This is a genomic window from Arcobacter sp. CECT 8989, from assembly GCF_004116715.1.
In the GTDB taxonomy this organism is placed as follows: Bacteria; Campylobacterota; Campylobacteria; order Campylobacterales; family Arcobacteraceae; genus Halarcobacter.
On the sequence record NZ_PDKE01000007.1, the window covers coordinates 80,794 to 100,720 of the forward strand.

The 19,927-nt window shown below is 27.0% G+C and carries 23 protein-coding genes; 8 read left to right on the top strand and 15 right to left on the bottom strand.

Annotation, left to right across the window (positions count from 1 at the left end):
* Positions 1–12: 12 nt before the first annotated feature.
* The gene (locus CRV02_RS08185; protein ID WP_129089916.1) at positions 13–645 is read right to left on the bottom strand and encodes a hypothetical protein; all 633 of its coding nucleotides are present in this window, start codon (positions 643–645) and stop codon (positions 13–15) included.
* 121 nt (positions 646–766) lie between these two features.
* Here CRV02_RS08185 and CRV02_RS08190 point away from each other — a divergent pair, with 121 nt between their 5' ends.
* The gene (locus CRV02_RS08190) at positions 767–1,186 is read left to right on the top strand and encodes a DoxX family protein (RefSeq protein ID WP_129089917.1); all 420 of its coding nucleotides are present in this window, start codon (positions 767–769) and stop codon (positions 1,184–1,186) included.
* A 24-nt stretch (positions 1,187–1,210) separates the two neighbouring features.
* Here the strand turns inward: CRV02_RS08190 and CRV02_RS08195 are convergent, their stop codons facing one another.
* The 3 genes from CRV02_RS08195 to CRV02_RS08205 are packed head-to-tail and all read right to left on the bottom strand — an operon-like array spanning position 1,211 to position 3,668.
* The gene (locus CRV02_RS08195) at positions 1,211–1,795 is read right to left on the bottom strand and encodes a transglutaminase family protein (RefSeq protein WP_129089918.1); all 585 of its coding nucleotides are present in this window, start codon (positions 1,793–1,795) and stop codon (positions 1,211–1,213) included.
* Positions 1,785–2,960: an acetylornithine transaminase gene (locus CRV02_RS08200; RefSeq protein WP_129089919.1), complete on the bottom strand. Its 1,176-nt coding sequence runs from the start codon at positions 2,958–2,960 to the stop codon at positions 1,785–1,787. Before CRV02_RS08200 ends, CRV02_RS08195 begins: the two co-directional genes overlap by 11 nt.
* A 9-nt stretch (positions 2,961–2,969) precedes the next feature.
* Complete coding sequence (locus CRV02_RS08205; RefSeq protein WP_129089920.1) at positions 2,970–3,668, bottom strand: MOSC domain-containing protein; 699 nt, start codon at positions 3,666–3,668, stop codon at positions 2,970–2,972.
* Positions 3,669–3,761: 93 nt separating this feature from the next.
* Between CRV02_RS08205 and CRV02_RS08210 the strand changes: the two genes are divergently transcribed.
* Both CRV02_RS08210 and CRV02_RS08215 read left to right on the top strand, forming a co-directional pair.
* Positions 3,762–5,141, top strand: a complete 1,380-nt coding sequence (locus CRV02_RS08210; protein ID WP_129089921.1) for a PLP-dependent aminotransferase family protein — start codon at positions 3,762–3,764, stop codon at positions 5,139–5,141.
* A 12-nt stretch (positions 5,142–5,153) separates the two neighbouring features.
* Complete coding sequence (locus CRV02_RS08215; RefSeq protein WP_129089922.1) at positions 5,154–5,942, top strand: ABC transporter ATP-binding protein; 789 nt, start codon at positions 5,154–5,156, stop codon at positions 5,940–5,942.
* Between the two features lie 14 nt (positions 5,943–5,956).
* Here the strand turns inward: CRV02_RS08215 and CRV02_RS08220 are convergent, their stop codons facing one another.
* Positions 5,957–6,841 carry a DMT family transporter gene (locus CRV02_RS08220; RefSeq protein WP_129089923.1) on the bottom strand — a complete coding sequence of 295 codons (885 nt, stop codon included), beginning with the start codon at positions 6,839–6,841 and terminating at the stop codon, positions 5,957–5,959.
* Positions 6,842–6,951: 110 nt separating this feature from the next.
* On the opposite strand from CRV02_RS08220, the gene CRV02_RS08225 reads away from it, so the two are divergent.
* From CRV02_RS08225 to CRV02_RS08240, 4 genes are all read left to right on the top strand, one after another.
* Positions 6,952–7,557, top strand: a complete 606-nt coding sequence (locus CRV02_RS08225) for a Crp/Fnr family transcriptional regulator (RefSeq protein WP_129089924.1) — start codon at positions 6,952–6,954, stop codon at positions 7,555–7,557.
* Positions 7,554–8,363: an AraC family transcriptional regulator gene (locus CRV02_RS08230; protein ID WP_129089925.1), complete on the top strand. Its 810-nt coding sequence runs from the start codon at positions 7,554–7,556 to the stop codon at positions 8,361–8,363. Before CRV02_RS08225 ends, CRV02_RS08230 begins: the two co-directional genes overlap by 4 nt.
* A gap of 71 nt (positions 8,364–8,434) precedes the next feature.
* Positions 8,435–9,781, top strand: a complete 1,347-nt coding sequence (locus CRV02_RS08235) for an SLC13 family permease (RefSeq protein ID WP_129089926.1) — start codon at positions 8,435–8,437, stop codon at positions 9,779–9,781.
* Positions 9,782–9,869: 88 nt separating this feature from the next.
* Positions 9,870–10,211 carry a YnfA family protein gene (locus CRV02_RS08240; protein ID WP_129089927.1) on the top strand — a complete coding sequence of 114 codons (342 nt, stop codon included), beginning with the start codon at positions 9,870–9,872 and terminating at the stop codon, positions 10,209–10,211.
* A gap of 26 nt (positions 10,212–10,237) precedes the next feature.
* On the opposite strand, the gene CRV02_RS08245 is transcribed toward CRV02_RS08240, so the two are convergent.
* The 10 genes from CRV02_RS08245 to CRV02_RS08285 all read right to left on the bottom strand — a co-directional run bounded on the left by CRV02_RS08245 (position 10,238) and on the right by CRV02_RS08285 (position 18,676).
* Positions 10,238–10,588 carry a zinc ribbon domain-containing protein YjdM gene (locus tag CRV02_RS08245; RefSeq protein ID WP_129085187.1) on the bottom strand — a complete coding sequence of 117 codons (351 nt, stop codon included), beginning with the start codon at positions 10,586–10,588 and terminating at the stop codon, positions 10,238–10,240.
* Positions 10,589–10,654: 66 nt separating this feature from the next.
* On the bottom strand, positions 10,655–11,458 hold the full coding sequence (locus CRV02_RS08250) for an aldo/keto reductase (RefSeq protein ID WP_258239262.1): 804 nt from the start codon (positions 11,456–11,458) through the stop codon (positions 10,655–10,657).
* Positions 11,459–11,469: 11 nt separating this feature from the next.
* Positions 11,470–12,162 (bottom strand): aspartate/glutamate racemase family protein, encoded by a 693-nt coding sequence (locus CRV02_RS08255; protein WP_129089929.1) that lies wholly within the window; start codon positions 12,160–12,162, stop codon positions 11,470–11,472.
* 8 nt (positions 12,163–12,170) lie between these two features.
* Positions 12,171–12,617, bottom strand: a complete 447-nt coding sequence (locus CRV02_RS08260) for a GyrI-like domain-containing protein (protein ID WP_129089930.1) — start codon at positions 12,615–12,617, stop codon at positions 12,171–12,173.
* Positions 12,618–12,721: 104 nt separating this feature from the next.
* Positions 12,722–13,246 carry a YbhB/YbcL family Raf kinase inhibitor-like protein gene (locus CRV02_RS08265; protein WP_129089931.1) on the bottom strand — a complete coding sequence of 175 codons (525 nt, stop codon included), beginning with the start codon at positions 13,244–13,246 and terminating at the stop codon, positions 12,722–12,724.
* Positions 13,247–13,316: 70 nt separating this feature from the next.
* Positions 13,317–14,126, bottom strand: a complete 810-nt coding sequence (locus CRV02_RS08270; RefSeq protein ID WP_258239263.1) for a helix-turn-helix transcriptional regulator — start codon at positions 14,124–14,126, stop codon at positions 13,317–13,319.
* Between the two features lie 20 nt (positions 14,127–14,146).
* The gene (locus tag CRV02_RS08275) at positions 14,147–16,369 is read right to left on the bottom strand and encodes a GNAT family N-acetyltransferase (protein WP_129089932.1); all 2,223 of its coding nucleotides are present in this window, start codon (positions 16,367–16,369) and stop codon (positions 14,147–14,149) included.
* 113 nt (positions 16,370–16,482) lie between these two features.
* Positions 16,483–17,583, bottom strand: coding sequence for a succinyl-diaminopimelate desuccinylase (gene dapE / locus CRV02_RS08280; RefSeq protein WP_129089933.1), 1,101 nt, complete (start codon positions 17,581–17,583; stop codon positions 16,483–16,485).
* A 162-nt stretch (positions 17,584–17,745) separates the two neighbouring features.
* A complete protein-coding gene (locus CRV02_RS14815) occupies positions 17,746–18,324 on the bottom strand; it encodes a cell wall metabolism sensor histidine kinase WalK (RefSeq protein ID WP_164968981.1) in 579 nt (192 codons plus the stop codon).
* Positions 18,325–18,367: 43 nt separating this feature from the next.
* The gene (locus CRV02_RS08285; RefSeq protein ID WP_129089934.1) at positions 18,368–18,676 is read right to left on the bottom strand and encodes a helix-turn-helix domain-containing protein; all 309 of its coding nucleotides are present in this window, start codon (positions 18,674–18,676) and stop codon (positions 18,368–18,370) included.
* A 78-nt stretch (positions 18,677–18,754) separates the two neighbouring features.
* Here CRV02_RS08285 and CRV02_RS08290 point away from each other — a divergent pair, with 78 nt between their 5' ends.
* Positions 18,755–19,261 (top strand): hypothetical protein, encoded by a 507-nt coding sequence (locus CRV02_RS08290; protein ID WP_129089935.1) that lies wholly within the window; start codon positions 18,755–18,757, stop codon positions 19,259–19,261.
* The last annotated feature ends 666 nt before the right edge of the window (positions 19,262–19,927 follow it).

The following is a 19,927-nucleotide window of genomic DNA, read 5'->3' on the forward strand; positions in this document are numbered from 1 at the left end:
CAGAAATTGCTTTTATTCAACTTCACAAATATCAATTGCAAGTCGTAAAAAAGCAGTTAAACAAATATTCTCTTCTGATAGATTTTTAGGTACATTTTTTTTAATCTCATCCAAGGCTTTTTTAAAACCTTTATAAAACTCAAAACTAGGTTTTGGCTTGTATTTTAAATCTTTTAGTTCTAAATAGTTTATTATATTTTTTGCCGTTGTAGGTTTTATAAAATACTCTTTTTTTCTATTCATATAATATGGCACTAATGACACTAAAGTCCATTTTGCAAGACTATATTCACTAAGTATTTCTACAAAAGAGTCATAGCCATCTTTTTTATTACCATGCAATAAATCATATAAAGCAATACTAAACATATCTTTTTGGTACATTCCCATATCTTTTATTGCATCTTTTAATTTCATCTTGTCATAAAAAGAGACAACTACAGATTTTGAGACTATTTTAATAAAATTTTCACAGACTATTTCTGGTTGAGAGAAGTTGTCTTTATGAAAATACTGTTTTGAAAGCTCTTCTAGTTTTGAAGGATTAAATTTTTTCATAAGTTTTAAAAGTCTTTCATCCTCAAAAGCCTTTGGATACTCTTCAAAAAACTCTGCTTCTAAATCTTTTAATTTTTCTATATTCATATATTTTCCATAATATTTTTATTTACATAAACTTTGATTACTAAAGCTTTTGATACAATTGCGACATTATAAATTCTATCAAATAATTTATAAAATATTTGATTTTCTAGGAGAAAATAGTATGAGGACGTTAGAAAACTTTTTAGCTAGAGTTTTAAGTGATGATATGGGGAAACTAGTACTAAGATTAACTCTAGGTATTTTAATGCTTTTCCATGGAATAAGCAAACTTGAAAAAGGAATTGATGGTATTAAGTTTTTAGTTACAAAAAATGGTTTACCTGAATTTTTAGCTTATGGTGTTTACCTTGGAGAATTAGTAGTTCCAATTTTATTAATCATTGGACTTTATACAAGAATTAGTAGTTTTATATATGCAACAACAATGGCATTTGCTATCTATTTAGCTCATGCTTCATATATTTTAGGAACAAGTGCAAAAACAGGTGCTCTTTTAATTGAAACTCCACTTTTATTTATGTTAGGAGCTGTTGCTTTAATGTTCTTAGGTGCTGGGAAAATCAGCGTAGACAAAAGATAATCCATATTAAAGTACCATTTTAAACTAAATGGTACTTTTAAAGTCAGGCATATTGTTAATCATCTGCTTATAATTACTGTTTGCTTTCAATGCTTTAATAACTATATCCAAAGGGTTTGAATAATAAACTCCTAAATCAAACTCATTTTCATTTAATTCAAAGGCCAATTTCTCTTTTGGAGGAATAAACTGTGCATCAACTTCTTTTTTATTTCCCCTTGCATCTATTTTTAACCAACCAAACTTTTCTAAATAAACAGCATTTAATCCATGTAAAGAGAATAGATTTTCTTTATACTCTTCACATGAAAGTCTTTGATAACAAAAAGCCGTAGGAATACTATTTGCTCTTAATAGTGCAGCAAGTAAGTGAGCCTTTGCAAAACACCAACCAGTTTTTGATTCTAAAACTTCACTAGCTTTACAAGTTACCTTATCAATTTTATAATCACCACTATGCTTAATCTCATCTCTTACATACTCAAAACAGTTTTTTACTATCTCTTCTTTTGAAGAAGTATTAAACGATAACTCTTTAGCTAAAGCCTTGATTCTTTTATTTGAAAAATCTATTATCTCACTCTCTTCTAAATAGTTTTTATATTGCATTATTTATTCCTTTTATGGCTTTATCAAACTTTTTAAAACCTTCTTTTATCTCCTTTTTTGAGATATTTAATGAAGGTAAAAAACGAACAATATCTTTTCCTGACTTTAAAACTAAAAGCTTTTCATCTAAACATTTTTCAATTAAAACTGCTAAATTTTTTTCATCTTTTAGTTTTAATCCTAACATTAAACCTAAGCCACTTTTAGACACAAATAACTCTTTGTTTTTATCAAAACACTTATCTAAATACTTTTGAAAATAGTAAACTCTTTTTTCTAGTTTTTTAGTTTTTTCTTCCTCTTCTAATACATTTAATACTTTTAAAGCAACACTTGTAGATAAAGGATTTCCACCAAAGGTTGAACCATGGTCTCCTAAAGTAAAAACATCTTCTATCCAACTCATCATAAGACCAATTGGCAAACCACCTGCTAAACCTTTTGCTAAAGTTATTACATCAGGTTTTATTTCATAATAGTTTGAAGCTAAGAATTTTCCAGTCCTATATACACCACTTTGAACCTCATCAATTACTAGCAGTATCTTTTTTTCTTTCAACTCTTTTGCTAGTTTTTGTATCTGTTTTTTATCAAAGGCATTAATACCACCCTCACCTTGAATAAGTTCAAGCATAACTGCAACTGTATTTTTATCTATTTTATTTTTTATATCTTCAATATCTTTTGCATAAATAAACTCATCAGAAAAAGGACCAAAGCCTTTTTGCTTATCTTCTTGTGCTGTTGCTTTTAAGGTAGTTAATGTTCTTCCATGAAAGGAGTTATTTATAGTTATGATTTTATGGTTTTTAATCTTCTTTAAATAAGCATACTTTCTTACAAACTTTATAGCTGCTTCATTTGCTTCTGCACCACTATTACAAAAGAAACATTTCATGTTTATATAAGTACTTAACTTTACTACTTTTTTTGCACACTCTTCTTGAGCTTTTATTGGATATATGTTTGATAAGTGTATTAGCTCTTTTGATTGTTTGTTTATTGCTTTTATCAAATTCTTATTTCCATGACCTAAACTATTTACACCAATACCAGAAGTGAAATCTATATACTCATTATTATACTTATCATATAACTTAGCACCTTTTCCTTTTTCAAACTCTATATCTATTTGCTTATATACAGGGAATAAATATTTATTCATCTTTAAACCTTAGCTATGATAAACTTCAAACTGCTTATCTTTTTCTTTTGCTTGAAGTCTTTTATTTAATGAGTTTTGAAAAGCTTTTCCTAGATATTTAGACTCAACTGCTTTCTTTGCTAAATCTATACCTATACTTGGATTTACAATAAGTTTATTTAGCACACTAATAGTTAAGCTCTCTTCTACTCTTTGTTTAAACTCAAACTTATCATGCTTAGTTATTACACCCTCTTTTATAACCTTTGCATACCATCCTGTTAAACCACTATTGAAAATGAATTTTGTCATCTCTTTTTTATTTGTGTTTGCACTTAGTTTCCAACAAGGTTGTCTAGGTTGTGTTATTTGTATAATACTCTCACCTATTTTATAAACATCACCTATGCAAATCTCTTCTTCACTTACATTTGATAAAACTATATTTTCACCAAAATGAGATACCTCATCTATCTTATAGTTTGTATTACACTGTTTATTTATCTTTTCATAAGTAGAACTTGCAAATAAAAACAGAGCTTTATTCTCTCCACCATGATGTTTTAAGTCTGCTTGTTCATCTTCTAAGAAACCTGTTTTTGTTAGATACGCTTTTTCTACTGGATACTTTTTAATTGCTGATACTAATTCTTTTCTTTTTTGGTTTTCTAGTTTTGATGTAGTTACCTTACCTACTTTTACAAAAAGTACTTCTGCACTATTTTGCATCTAATAATCCTTTAATAAGTTTTTCAAAAGTATAATATCAACAAATTGTACTTTTTAAAAGATACAAAATTATATTTTTTGACAAGGTCAGTTATGTATAAACTAGAAAAGTCAGCTTTGCCTTTATATATACAACTATATACACAAATAAAAGAAGATATTGTAAATAACACACTGAAAGCCAATACTAAACTTCCTTCTATACGAAAGATGTCAAGTGATTATAAAATCAGTAAAACAACAGTTGAGTCTGCTTATAGTCAGTTGTATGCAGAAGGTTATATAGAAAGTCATCCTCAAAGTGGTTATTTTGTTAGTAAAGATATAGTTCAAAACTTTACTAGTACTACAAAGACAAAAGGTACTAAAGAAAAAGAGAAGCAATACAAATATAACTTTTATCAAGCAAGACATAGTGAAGATATCTTTCCTAAAAAGCTCTGGTCAAAAATATATAATAAGGCTTTGTCTTCTATAAACTTTGGTTCTTACCCAAATAAGCAAGGAGACTTAGGTCTTAGAAAAGAACTTACTTCTTATCTTGCAAAATCAAGAGCCGTAATATGTGATGAAGAGCAAATTGTTATTTGTAGTGGTTTTTCTGACTCTATGTTTATTATTTCCAATATACTTAAAAAGTTCACTTCTTCTATTGCTATTGAGTATCCAGGGTATAAGGTTGTTCAAGAAGTTTTCTCTTTACAAAACTATGAGATTAAAAATATTCCTATTTTAAAAAATGGTATAGATATAGAGACACTTAAAAAAAGTAAAGATAAACTTCTTTATGTAACTCCTTCTCATCAATACCCTACAGGTAAAACTATTCCTATTTCAAATAGAATTGAGCTTATTAATTGGGCTTGTGAAAACGATAGTTATATTATAGAAGATGACTATGATAGTGAGTTAAGTTATAACAATAGACCAATCCCCTCTTTACAAGGAATAAATGACAACCAAAGAGTTATTTACTCTGGAACATTTTCTAAAGCTTTATCCCCTGCTATTAGAGTAAGTTATATAGTTTTACCTAAAAAGCTAGTAGCTATTTATAAAGACATTTTTCATTTCTCTTTTTCTGGTGTTCCTTTAGATATGCAAAAGAGTTTAGAACTATTTATAAAAGAAGGTTTCTGGGATAAGCATATAAGAAAAATGAGAACTCTAAATAAGAAAAAACATGACCTTATGAAAAAGGCTATAAAAGAGTATTTAAAAAATAGTGTTGAGATTATAAGAGAAGGAAGTGGTTTAGCTATCTTAATAAAAGCAAAAGTAGAGATTGATTGGGAGAAGTTAGATATATTTTTAGAAGAAAACTCTATTAAAATATATTCAACTACTTGTGATACAAACCTAAATGACAATACTTTATACCTAGGGTTTGGTTGCTTTAAAGAAGATGAGATTTCAATTGCTGTAGAATCATTTGCAAAACAATGGTTTAAAGCTATAAAAAAAACTAACTAAAAGGATCTTTTCATGAATATTATAGATTTTGAAAATATTAATGTAGGTTATGATGAGAAGATTGTACTAAAAGATATCACTTTAAAAATAAAAGAGAAAGAGCACTGGGCTATTTTAGGTGCAAATGGTTCAGGTAAATCTACTCTTATGAAACTTATACAATCTGAAATTCATCCAAGAAGAACTTCAAAGTTTAAAAAAGAGATTTTAGGGAAGTCTACTTATTCTGTTTTTGAATTAAGAAAAAGTCTAGGTATTATCACAAATGATTTACATAACTACTTTGCAAGAGAAGGAAGTTTTCTTACAGGATATAAAGTTGTACTAAGTGGTCATTATAGTTCTATAGGAGTTTATACTTTCCAAGACTTTTCGCAAGAACAATTAAATAAAGCAAAAGAAGTTATGGACTTTCTTGAGATAGAACATTTAAAAGATAAAAAAGTAAATGAGATGTCAACAGGAGAACTTAGAAAGTGTATTGTAGCACGAGCCTTAATTCATAGTCCAAAAGCATTTATTCTTGATGAACCAACAGTTGGCTTAGATATAAAAGCACAAATAAACTTTATAAAAATGCTTAAAAAACTTTCACAAGAAGCAAGTATTATCTTAGTAACTCACCATTTAGAAGAGATTTTTGAAGAGATAGATAATATTGCACTAATTCATAATAATACAATATACAAACAAGGCAAAAAAGAAGAGTTACTTACAAGTAAGAACTTATCTTCTATCTTTGATACAGAAATTCATGTTAATGAAAAAAATAGTAGATACTTTATAGAAGAGATTTTATAATCTCCTCTATACTTTTAGCTTCTACTTCTTAATAAAACAAAAGTAGCAAAAGATGAAATCATAATTCCAAGTATCATCCAAATATTTATAAATCTAAACTCAAATACCAATAAAAGTATTGCAATAGCTGCTGGGTTTAAATACACATAAGACATTACTTTCTTAGGACCTAAATGAATAGTTCCTTTTTGATAAAGATATGAAGTTACTAAAGTAGCAGCTATACTTAAATAAGCCATTGATAAAAACTGTGAACTATTTATCTTATTCCATTCTAAAGGAATATCAAAAGCTATTAAAGCAATACTCATCCAAATACTTCCACCCACAAGAGTTAGAAATACTAATACCACTAACTTATCATCTTCTTTATGAAAATACTTTGCACATACTGAGTATAAAGCCATACACACAATAGAAGCAATAAATAAAATATCCCCTTGATTTAAAGCTAAAGATAAAAATATTTGTAAACTACCTTTGAATACTACAATACAAGTTCCAAGTATCCCTAAAAAGTAAACTAAGTACTGCTTTGAGGGAATTTTTTGTTTAAATACAAAAATAGAGACTATAGCTGTAAGTAAAGGTACAAGTGTAAATAGTGTTCCAGTATTAAGTGCTGTTGTATACTCTAAAGATTTAAATAGTCCAATAAAGTATAAAGAGTAAAAAAAGCTAATAATCATAGCTCTTTTAAAAGTAAAAGTTATTAGTCTTCTAAACTCTTTATTTAATAAAACAATTGGAGCTAAAATAACAGATGCAATCACAAACCTAAGAAGTGTAATTGAGATAGGGTCAATTATTCCAGATAACTTTTGAGAAACAATAAATGAACCAGCTACTAAAAATGTAGCAAATAAAATAATAAGATGAGAGTTTAACTCTTTTGACATATTCTTCCTTTTTTTATAGAAGATTATTAAAATAATTTCTTTTTGTCATTTACATATGTTGATTTTTTAATAAATATATACTATTCTTTGCAAAAAATATATGAGATATTATGAATATAGATAAAAATGAAATTTTTGCTTCATTGAAAAATACTATGGACTCTTATACTAAGATTTCTGAAGCCACATGGAATGACTTTAAAAATATATGCACTATAAAAGAGATTAAGAAAAATGATTATGCCTTTGAACTATATGATAAAGTTGATGCTATCTCTTTTGTTTATAAAGGATTATTTAGAACCTTCTCTACAAATGAACATGGAGAAGAATACACAAAAAACTTCTTTTGGGAGACTAGATTTTATGGTCCTATGGTTGCACTACTTTCAAATACTCAAAATAACTCATCAGTTCAAGCTATTGAAGACTCTATTGTTGTAGATATAAACCATACAAAATATAGAGAGCTTTTAGCAAAGTATGAAGACTTGAAGATGTATCATATTTTATATTTAGAAAAACATTGGATACTACAAAAAGACCATAATACTTATGCACTAGTTTTAGAAGATGCCCAAGTTAGATATGAAAGATTTTTAAAAGAGTTTGAGCATATCTTATCAAGACTATCTCAACACCATATTGCTTCATACTTAGGTATCTCTCCTACTCATCTTAGTAGAATAAGAAAATCACTAAAGAGTAAAAAATGACAAAACACTCTATTATGAAAGAGATAGCTTTCAATGAACACAAACTTATCTTTAAACACATAAATAAAAAACACTCCTTTGCTAAACATATACATGAAGATAACTATATGCTTGGACTTTGTATAGAAGGTAAAGGAGTGTTTTCAATGGACAACAAAGAAAACGAAGTAAAAGAGAAAATGCTTTTTATTGTACCACCTAATACTGTTCATGCTTGTAACTCTTATAATGTTGATGGAAAATGGAGCTTTTTAACTTGTTTCATTCCAAAGGAGTTTTTTGAAAGTATTGCTAGTAGTATTTGCTCTAAAAGTAACTATACTTTTAAAGAGTATTTCATAAAAGATGAGATGTTATTTGAGTATTTAGAAGAGCTTATAAAAACAACTTTGCACTCTGAGAAATTAGTTTCAGAAGAGATAATAAACTTTATATCATTACTTTGTGAAAAGTATATGACGTATAAAGAAAAAATCAAAACAATAGAAAATGAAAAGTTTGAACTACTATTTAAATATCTAAAAGAAGAGAGTTATGACCTAAAAGAGTTAAACTTTTATAAAATGGCTGAGGTCATGGAAATGAACCCTTACTATTTTCATAGAACCTTTTCTAAAACAATTGGTCTTACACCACAAAGTTTTATAAACTTTTTAAGAGTTTCAAAGGCAACCAAACTTTTAAAAGAGCATGAGTCTTTAGCTTCTATTGCACAGGAGTGTGGGTTTTATGACCAAGCACACTTTACAAAAGAGTTTAAAAAATATCATGGAATCACACCAACAAATTTTAAAAATATTTCTTAATTGTTCAAAATATTACAATACAAAAATTTCCATACTTGATAAAATCCTATAAAACAAAAGGATAAACTCTTATGATAAAAAATATTGCTTTTATTTGTATTCCCTTATTTTTATATTTTATTTTAAATAATTTTATTGGTGAAACAAAAGACTTAATACTAATTACTTTGATTCTTTCTACTATTGCTTATTGGGCAACAAACATAATACCTTTGTATTTTTCATCACTTATATTTTTATTTACTTGTTTGGTATTTGCACTAAGTCCTAAAGAGATAGTCTTCTCTGGTTTCTCCTCTTCTGCTTTTTGGTTAGTTTTTTCAGGTATGTTAATTGCAACAGCTATAAAAAATGTAAACCTAAACAATAGATTCTCTAACTTCTTTTCTATAATCAAAGATATTAGCTATCTAAAGCTTCTTATATATATTTCTATATTCAGTGTGGCATTTAGCTTTTTGATGCCTTCTAGTGTAGTTAGAGTTGTTTTATTAGTGCCTTTAGCTATAACTATTGCAAAAGCTTTAGGCTTTGAAGAAAATGACAAAGGTTATATTGGAATACTGCTTACTTTTATACTTTGTACTTCTATTCCAGCTTTTACTGTTTTACCTGCAAATGTTCCAAATATGATATTAGGTGGACTTACAAAAGAGATTTATGATTTTGAGCTTTTATTTTCTCACTATTTACTATCAAACTTCTTTGTTTTAGGTTTTTTAAAAAACATTATAATCGTTGCTTTAATATACCTATTTTTCAAAGATGAGATAAAACATAACAAACTAGAAAAAGAGAATAGCTCTTTTAGTAAAAATGAAAAAATAGTTATGATAACTCTTTCTATCATGCTTCTATTTTGGTTAACTGACTTTATTCATAAAATCTCACCTAGTGTGATAGCTATGATTGGAGTTTTATTTTTAGCATATCCAAGTATAAATATCATAAAAAGCAAAGATATAAATAGTATCAACTTCTCTTCATTGATTTTTGTAGCTGCTATTATTAGTCTTGGAAGTATTGTTGCAAATAATGAGTTTATAAAAGAGAGTTTACTTAGTATCATAAACCTATACACACCATCAGAACATGAGTTGTTTGACTATATAAAAATCACTACCTTGATGTCTTTAAGTGGAGTTATTATCACGCAACCAACTATTCCAGCTATCTTTACTCCAATGGCAGAACACCTAAGTAGTATAAGTAGTTTTTCATTAAATGAAATCTTTATGATGCAAGTTGCTGCTTTTTCTAATGTTTATTTTCCATTTCAAGCTCCACCTTTAGCAGTGGGACTTGCTTTATCTGGAATGAAACAAAAGCATATGTTAAAAGTAGTACTTGTGTTAGCTGTTATCTCTATTGTGTTTTTATATCCTTTAGAGTTTTATTGGATGAAATTTATAGCTTAACTGTTTTAGTAGCTTTTAAAAGGTTTTTAACTAAAGTTCAATTTAGTAATGATATTCAATACTAATAATAAAATTTTTTGGAGTTACTTTGGGTTTAGAGTTTGCAATATATTTTTTAGCAGCATTTTTTGAAATATTAGGATGTTATAGTTTTTGGATGGTTTTTAAACTTCAAAAATCTTCTTTTTGGCTTTTTACAGGTGTTGTCTCTTTAGTTTTTTTTGCCTATTTACTTACAAAAGTAAATTTAGAGTTTGCGGGACGAGCTTATGCTATATATGGAGGTATTTATATTATCTCTTCTTTGGCTTGGCTATTTTTAGTAGAAAAACAAGCTTTTAATAAATGGGATATTATAGGTTCTTTAGTCGTGTTTGCGGGGATTTGTATTATTCTTTTTGGAAATCAAAAAGCTATAAGTAGTATATAAATGAGAGTAATTAAACTCTCATTTTATTAGTTAGATTTTTTAACAAACTCTTGTTTTAGTTTGATTGCTCCAACTCCAGAAATCTTACAGTCGATATTGTGACCGTCATTTCCTTCTACAAGTCTGATACCTTTTACTTTTGTACCAACTTTAATACCAGAAGAGCTTCCTTTTACTTTAAGATCTTTGATAACTGTTACATCATCTCCATCTTGTAAAATCGTACCATTTGCATCTTTTACTACTAGTGTATCTTCATCTTCAGTTTCTACTGCATCTTTTGACCATTCGTGCGCACACTCTGGACAGATTAGTAAACTTCCATCTTCATAAGTATATTCACTATTACACTTAGGACAATTTGGTAATTGCTCCATTTCTTTCCTTTGACTTAATATAATTATAAGCGCATGTTATCATAAGTTTGGTTACATATGGGTTAATTATATATATCGAAGTATTGAGTTTACCTCATCCTCTTCTAAAGAAAAGCTTTTTATATCTAAGTCTTGTTGCATATGAGTTTTAGAAGTAGTTCCATTAAGTGGAGTTATTCCAAGATGATTTAAAAACTTATAAAATATTTGAGGAACTGTTCTTTTGTAGTTCTTTGCTAAGGTTTGTATCTCATCAAGCTTTAGTAACTGTGGATTTGCCGTTAAAGACCAAAAACTTTGGTACATAATACCTTTTTGTCTTGCAAACTCTCGTATTTCTTTATCATAAGAAGTTTCAGCATAAAACCTGTTTTGTATCACCTTTGGTTTTACCTTTGCAATATCATAAAGATAGGCAAGTAAATTTATGTCATAACAATTTGAAATACCTATTTGCCCTACTTCACCAGAGATAACAAACTCTTCCATAGTCTTATATACTTTTATTAAATCTTCTAATGGAGCAAAGGGTGAATGAATAAGATAAGAGTCTATAAAATCTACTTTTAGATTTTGTTTTGATTTGTAAAATGATTTTTCAAGTTGAGTCAAAATATCATCACTAGCTTCATATGGCATATTTGTTCTATCTTGCCCTGATATTGGAGTGAACTTTGTTTGGATAAAAATATCTTCTCTTTTTATACCATTTTTAATAGCATTTTCAAGCCCTTTTCCAACTAAGTCTTCTCTGTAGTGTTTTGGTTGACAAGCAGTATCAATAGCTTTGAAACCACACAAAAGTGCTTCTTCTACTAAAGAAGCAGTATTCTCTTTTTTCCATGCTGTTCCATAAATCATATTTGGCATAATCAATCCTTTTAGTTAAGGGCTTTATTTACAGCCTCAATTGCATGTATATATGTTGTATCAAATAGTTTTGTTTGAGTATCTTTTTGAGATACTAACATTCCTATTTCTGTACAACCTAAAATAACACCTTGTGCACCTTTGTTTTCAAGTGAGTCTATTATTCGTAAGTACTCTTTTTTTGATGATTCTTTTATCTCACCTTTACATAACTCTTCATAAATGATTTCGTGAACTATTTTTATATCATCGTCATCTGGAACAATTACTTCAATGTCAAAGTTATCTCTAATACTATTTTTATAGAAATCTTGTTGCATAGTAAAAGCAGTACCTAAAAGTCCTACTTTTTTAATACCTTCTTCTTGAAGTTTTTTTCCAGTAGCATTTGCAATATGTAAAATAGGAATATCAATATTCTCTTGTATAGTAGGAGCTACTTTATGCATAGTGTTTGTACATATAACTAGAAAGTCGGCACTTGCATTTTGAATATTTCTAGCAGCTTCGCTTAATATCTTTGCAGTTTCATCCCACTTTCCTTCATGTTGAAGTTTTTCTATCTCATCAAAATCTACACTATAGATGACTACTTTAGCACTATGTAATCCACCAAGTTGTTTTTTAACTTCTTCGTTGATTTGTTTGTAGTATAAAGCTGTACTTTCCCAACTCATTCCACCAAGTAGTCCTATAGTTTTCATCTAGTTCCTTATTTTATAGAGATATAAATCTCTATCTCATCTTCTTTTGCATACTTTTCAAAATCATAATTGTATGCTCTTTCATACTCGCAAGCTTCTGATGCAAAGTAATCCCAAACATCTTTCCAAGCTTCAATTACTACTTCTGGAAACTCTCCATTTTTTGTAAATACTAAATATTTATCTTTTTCTATAGTGATAGCATTTTTAGGTTTTGTAACTTCTACAGCAATAGTATAATCATAATCAGAGTTTACGTCATTTTCATATTTGTTATAAACTCCATACATAGCCATAGACTTTGCTTTATTGAAAGTTTTACCTTCTATGTTTTCTTCTGCATATTTATCCCATAAGGCTGGAATCTGTGCAGTTTCTTCATTTAGTTCTGTTTCATTGTTTGTTCTTGTTGTAATACCTGCTACATAAAATTTTTCTAAATATTTTACTTTCATTTGTCTCTTTCATTTTTATTTATATTTATTATATTATCAAAAGAAAATAAAAGCAATTTGATAAGGTAAGGAAAAGATAAAATACATTGCCAAAAGGCAATGTATTATTTTTTATAGTAAGAGATTAAAGAGGCTTTTGCTAGAGCATGAGTATTTAAATAGTAACCTACAATTGCAGGGTTTGTATTTTTGTCTAAACCTAGTTTATCAGTATCTAAAGCATATACTGTAAAAATATATCTATGTGCTTTATCACCTTTGGGAGGACAAGCTCCACCAAAACCAGTTTTACCATAGTTTGTAACACTTTGAATTATCTCTTTATCTTCTTTAAAACCAAAACCTTTTTCTAAACTAAGTTTATCTTTTGGAATATCAAATACTACCCAATGCCACCAACCAGAACCAGTAGGAGCATCTGGGTCATAAACTGTAACAGCAAAAGATTTTGTTTCTTTTGGAGCATTTTCCCAAGACAAATCAGGTGAAATATTTTCACCACTACAACCAAAACCGTTAAACTCTTGGGCTTTTGTTAGTTGTCCTTTTAAAGAACTACTTTTTAAAGTGAAGTTTTCTGCAAATAGGCTAAGAGCTATAAAAGTTATAGCAAACAATATTTTTCTCATATATTTCCTTTTATATTTTAAAGATAAGAGATTATAAAAGAAAATAAAAATTTAAAATATTAGAAAAACTCTAATTTTTGTTGTTTTTTATTTGTTTTGGAGTTAGGTTATATTGTTTTTTGAAAGCTTGTATAAACCATGATAAGTTATCAAAGCCACACTCAATACAAACTTCACTTACATTTTTAGGTGTATTTTCTAAAAGTACTTTTGCTTTTTCTAGTCTCTTTAGAACTTGCCATTTTTTAGGAGTTGTATTATAAACCTCTTTAAACTTCTGCCTAAAAGCTAATGGAGTCATTTTTAACTCATCTGCTAAATCTAAGATATTATCCTCATAAGAGAAGTGTTTTTCAAGAAAAATTTTAAAAGAGTCGTTTTTATAAATAGAGTATAAAAAACCTTTAAACTCTTTTGCAAGGGAACTATTCAAAATATTTAAAAAAGCCTCTTCTAGTTTTAGTTTTATTAGTTGGTCATTTTGTATTGCTGTATTTCTCATATAGTCACAAGTTGAATCAATAAGTATTTTTAACTCTGCTGTTTTCTTTAACTTTAAAATATCTACTTCTTCTATAAGTTCTTTTGAAAAAGTGATATTATATTTAGAGATAAACTCTAACAATACAGAATCATCATAATTGAAAATCATCGCTTCATAATACTCATCTAAAACTTCGCTCATAAGATATGAACCACTTTTTAAAAATAAAAAATGATTTTCATCCACATTGATATTTTCATTTTCTAAATGTAATATCTTAGTACCTTTAGTTACTAAAATCAAACTATTTGAAGAAAGGATAATTTCATTTTTGTGTTGTGGCTCTTTTTGTATATAAGTAAAAAAAGAAAAGTTTTCTGACATAAGTTTATTCATATTTATCCTTTTGAATAAGACTATATATTTAAGGTCATACTATAGTTGATTAAGTCTTGATTATCTCTTTTAACATAGTTTTTCTTTACTTCTTTAAAACCATGTTTCTCAAAAAAAGGTTTTGCAGTAATACTTGCATCAACTCTTAATGTTTTAATTTTATTTTGTTTTGCTTGATTTAGAAGATGTGATAATAAAGCGTTACCAACTCCTTGACCTTGATATTTATGATGAACATAAAAACAATCAATATAGTCCTCATAAAACTCAGTAAAGCCAACTAACTTTTCATCAAGTATTGCTAAATATGGTTTTGTTTTATTTAATCTTTTTTCCCAGACCTCATAATCAATATTTGGATTTGCCCAAGCATTTAATTGCTCTTTTGTATAGTCTTTATTACAAGTATTATGAATAATATTTGTAAATAGTTCTGGTATTTGTTTTGAATAGTTTTTGTTATAACTTATTATTTCATTTTTCATTTTTTCTATTTGACTCAATGCAATTTTTAGATTTTTAACTATTCGTTCATTTAAATTATGAGTACTTAGTTTTCCTTTATTTTCTTTGATATAATCTTCACATTTCTTTAATAACATTTTTAAAAATATATCCTCTTCAAATAACATTTCTTTTTCTTTATAGTATCGGTCTTTTATACTTTCTCCAAAATAACTCATTGTTAAACCATCTGTTTTTATAAGAGTCTTAAATAACTTATCAATATTTATATAATTCATTATTGGTTTATCTTTATAATCAAGTATTCTTCTGTCATTTTTACCTTCTAATAAATCAAGAAGTATTTGTGTATCTTTTTCTTTTATTGCTAAGATAATTTTTTCTAAATCTTTTTTCTGCTTTAAAATCTTTCTTTCTTCCAAAACTTTATTTATATAACTTTCTAGTCTTTCAAAATTTTTACTCTCAAAGTACGCAATATTTTCATAACTTGAATCACTTATTCTTATATCCTTAATTATAAAGTATATATCTTCTATATTAAAATTATTTTCATCAAATAATGCTTCAAAATTTATCTTTATTAAATCGAAAAGTTTTTCAAATTCAATACTAAATAACTCTTTTTCTTGAAAATATAATAACATTGAAGCTACAAATTTAAAATGTTTATAATCCTTATATTCATTAAGCTTAAATTTTTGGAAAACATCTTCTAATAAGACTTTGAACTCATCATCTGCTAAATTATGAAAGTAGCTTAATTTTCTCCAAGAAGGTGTATTCTCATCAATGTAATATTTACTATTTTTTAAAGCTTCAGTTATACTTTCTTTTTGAATATTTGAGTTAAGTAATATTTCTTTCCATTGAACAATAGGAATAATTGCATTAAAATCACCATAGAGTTTATATTTAGATAAAGAAGATAACGATAAAAAATTAGAGTTTTGTTTATCATTAAGTAAAGCTAAAACTTCTTCATTTCCTTGTCTAATCTCAAAAGAAAAAATAAAAAAACAATATAAAATATCTTTAATCATCTCTTTTTTTTCAAAATGCTTTATTAAAACTTCATCATAAAACCTCTCATAGTCAAGTAAACTTTGTCTTAATGCTCTTAAATTATTCGATTCAGATTTTTCAAAAAATTCTAATATATTTGATTTTTCTTTTTCTAATATATTTTCTTTTATACTTTTATCATTTTTTAATTCACTTAAAAAACTATCATACGCATCACTTGGATTTGTTTTAAATTCAAAAGTTTTTCCAATAAGTTTTTCTTTTATATTTTTATATTTGTCTGTTTTATCAAGTTCTTCTTCATTTGCAATTAATATTACTTTGAAAGCTTGATGCTCAACAAAATTGTTTATATAACCTAATAAGTCAACTATTTTTAAACTACATCGTTCTATGTCGTCAAATATTAAAATTTTTTCTTTTGCATTTAAGGATGATAATGATTTTTTAATTTCTTTTAGAGAACCTTGTATCTTATCACTAATAAAAGCTTTTGCTAAAACACTTGCATAAATCGTTTTTTTATTGAATAATTCAGGATTTGAAGATTCAAGAAACTTGGTTTCAATCTCTTCATATGAAGAAACTCCATATAAACTAACATAAATATATTTCTTTTTTAGTTGCTTTTTATACTGATTAATAAAATATGTTTTTCCACTTCCCCATTTACCTTTCAATAATACTGCATATTGAGGATTTGGAAGTTTTATATAGTAGTTTAAAAATTCTGTTATATGTTGATTTGGCATAAGATAACCTATAATTTTTTTATATATTATATCGAAAAATTAAAAAGTGTAAATAATAAGAAAAAAGAAAGAAAGCCTTGAAAAATCAAGGCTTTAAAGTAAAAATACTAAGTTTAAAAGTTTTTAATCAAATCCACATAAACATCAGTTAAACCTTCTACTTCTTTAACTGTTGTTCTCTCACCTACAGAGTGGATAGTATCATTGATAACACCAAACTCGATAGCCTCTATTCCAAATGCTCCAAAATATCTAGCATCAGAAGTTCCACCAGCAGTTGAGTGTTTTGTAGTTACTCCAAGTACCTTTTGGATTGAAGTTTCCATAGCTTTTACTACTTTTGATTCTTTGTTTGTAACAAAAGGAAAAGAGCCTTGTGTAGTTCTAAAGTCATACTCTAAATCTTCAAGGTTTTTATGGATAAACTCTTCAACTGATTCTCTTGTAGTATTTGTTGAGTTTCTTACATTGAACATAAGTTTTAACTCATTTGGAGTTACGTTTGTAACTTGCATACCACCTCTTATATCAGTGATTACCATTTTAGAAGGAGCAAAATACTCATCTCCATCATCAAGATTATGACCAGCTATTTTAGGAAGTACATGGGCAAAGTTATGTACTGGGTTTATACACTTTTCAGGATATGCAGCATGACCTTGCTTTCCTTTGATAGTGATATATCCATTGATACTTCCTCTTCTTCCTACTTTGATTGCATCTCCAAATACATCTTCACAAGTTGGCTCTGCTACAACTGCATATTGAGGTATAAAATCAATCTCTTTTAAGTGTTCTAAGGCTTTGATAGTTCCATATGTTCCTTCACCCTCTTCATCGCTTGTCATAAGAATACTAAGTGTTCCATCAAAGTTTTGTGCATGTTTACAGGCATATAAAAAAGCAGCATCTCCACTTTTCATATCTTGTGTTCCCCTTGCTGTTATCACACCATCTATGATATCAGCTGCAAATGGGTCAACATCCCAACCCTCACCTGGAGGTACTACATCAATATGTCCTGCAAAACATAAGTGCTGTGGATTGTCATTAAACTTTTTATAATAAAATCTATTTTTTGTATCTTCTCTATCGATATTTATGCAAGTCCATTCCTCACCTAAATACTCTTCTATAAAATCAAATGCTCCATCATCATCAGGAGTAACAGATTTAAACCTTAATAATTTTTGAAATAATTCTATAACTGTCATTTTGTTCCTTTATTGTAAACGGATTGTAGCTAATATTTAGTTATAATTTGTTTTTGATTAAACAATACGAAAGAATCAATAGTTTTTATCGCTATTCTTAGTAAGTTTTTGTTTTGTTTTGTACTTTTGCTACAATTTTTGTCACAATTTTTGTAACAAAATTTAATAACTGAAGTAATCTGTTCTTTCTATAGAACCTATATTTTTTATACTTAAATCATAGTCAAGAATAAATGATTCTTTGTATTTTCTAAATGATAAAATATTTTCAATGCTGTCTTCAAGTTCCTTAGAAGACAAATATACATTTTGTTTTAATTTTCTATCATTTGTTAAGTTACTACTTTCAACTTTTACTTTATCATTAGAATCAATAGTTATTGTTAAATTTCCATTTCCAAATGCATTATAATTACTAAATATATAATTCATTTTTTCATCTATTTGTTTTTTAATTCTTTTAAACTCTTCTTCTTTTTCTTTAGATTCATTATTTGTTTTTAAATTTTTGATTTCAGTTTCTTTTTTAGTTACATTTTCATTTTTTTTATTTTGTATTTTTTCTATTTTTTTTATTTGATTTTTTGATTCATTTTTTGATTGATTGTTTTTACTAGATGTTATATTGTTTTCTACATTTGATTTAAGATTTTCATTTAAAAAATAAACTCCAGATACTGTTAGAGTTATTGAAGTTGTAAAAGCAAATATAATAAGTATTAAAGTTTTTATTGATTCCATAAAATATTATATAGTTATATTAATTATTATTTATTTAACTATTTTAAATTATATTTGATTTTAATAAATGGTATAGATTTTCATGTTCTAAATCTGTTAATTTTTCCAACATTTTTTTGTTTTCTTTTTTATAATCAACAAAATTTTGTTGTTTTTTACCATTTAAAATATAGTTTAAATCTAAATTTTTATTACAACAAATATTTGTAATTTCTTCATATGGTATTTTATTTCTTGATTTCCACATGCTGAATTTACCTTGATTAGTCCCCATAAATTCGTACATTTCTTTATCAGTTTTTAACTGCAACGATTCTTTAAGTCTTTTTATAACATCTTCAAATAACAACATAATTTTGTAAACCTCTTGACAAATAACAAATTTTTGTTGTATAATTCCACAACAAAACAACAAATACAAGGTTTAAAAATGGAAAATAAAACCCTGAGTAACCAATTATTTTATAAAAATAATTCTCAAAATGCAAATTCATTTAATAAAATTATAGATTTTGCAGTAGAAAAGTTTTGTAACTCTATTGGTTTTAATAAAAACTTTTTTTCTCAATTTTTGCCTTACTCTGAGTCACAATTTCCAAAATATATAAATCACAATGACGATACAAAAAATTTAAAATCACATGATTTAATTCACATCCTTGATAACCTTGATAAACCACATCAAAAACTTATATTAGATTATTTAGCTCAAAGATATGAAGCAACATTTATTTTTAATGATTCATTAGATGATAACAATCAATCCTTAGAACATATATTACTTTCAATTACTGCAACAGATGGGGAACTTTCAAAACAATTTTTAAATGCTATAGAAGATAACAATATTGATGATAATGAAATTAAACAATTAAAAGAAATAGCTTACAAGTTAAGAAGTCTTTTAAGAGTTTTTGAATCACGTGTTAATAGATAAATTTTAATTGAGCTAATACAAATTAGTTCATTTAAAACTTATTGTTGAGTGTAGAATCACTATAAAAACATCTTTGATTTGCTTTTGATGGAAAAGTAAAAGCCAATTCACTTTGGTATCTATCACCCCTTAAAGGTGTATTTAGGTTGGGAAAGCCGTAAACAAATCCAAAACAAAACTTTTAATAAAGTCCAATATTCCAATTTACTTTTTCTTTTCATTTTGTCTCGTGTTGGTAAATATTGGGCTTCATTAAGAGTTTTTACTCCAATTCATCTAAAGGTATTACTATGTGTGATTTAAAGTATTCCGATAGCGAATTAAAATGCCCTATTTGTGGTAATACTTATTTTAATTCTAAGACTGGAAGAACAAAGGAATATTGTTCTACGACTTGTAAAAATATTAATTCTTGGCTTTCTCAAATAGAAAACTTTTCTAATAATAACAATATGACTTTAGAGTCAAAAAGAGAGTTTAGAAGTAGATTAACTCGCATAGGAAATAATATTTATTTACCACGAAAAAAGTCTTGATTATAGTTTTGATTCTTTTTTTAAAAGAATATACAACGGTCAGACAATTAAGCATTTATACAAATAGCTTTTTGAGTTTTCACGTATGTGAAGTTTATTTATTGCATTTAGCTTTTGCAATCTTTAAATT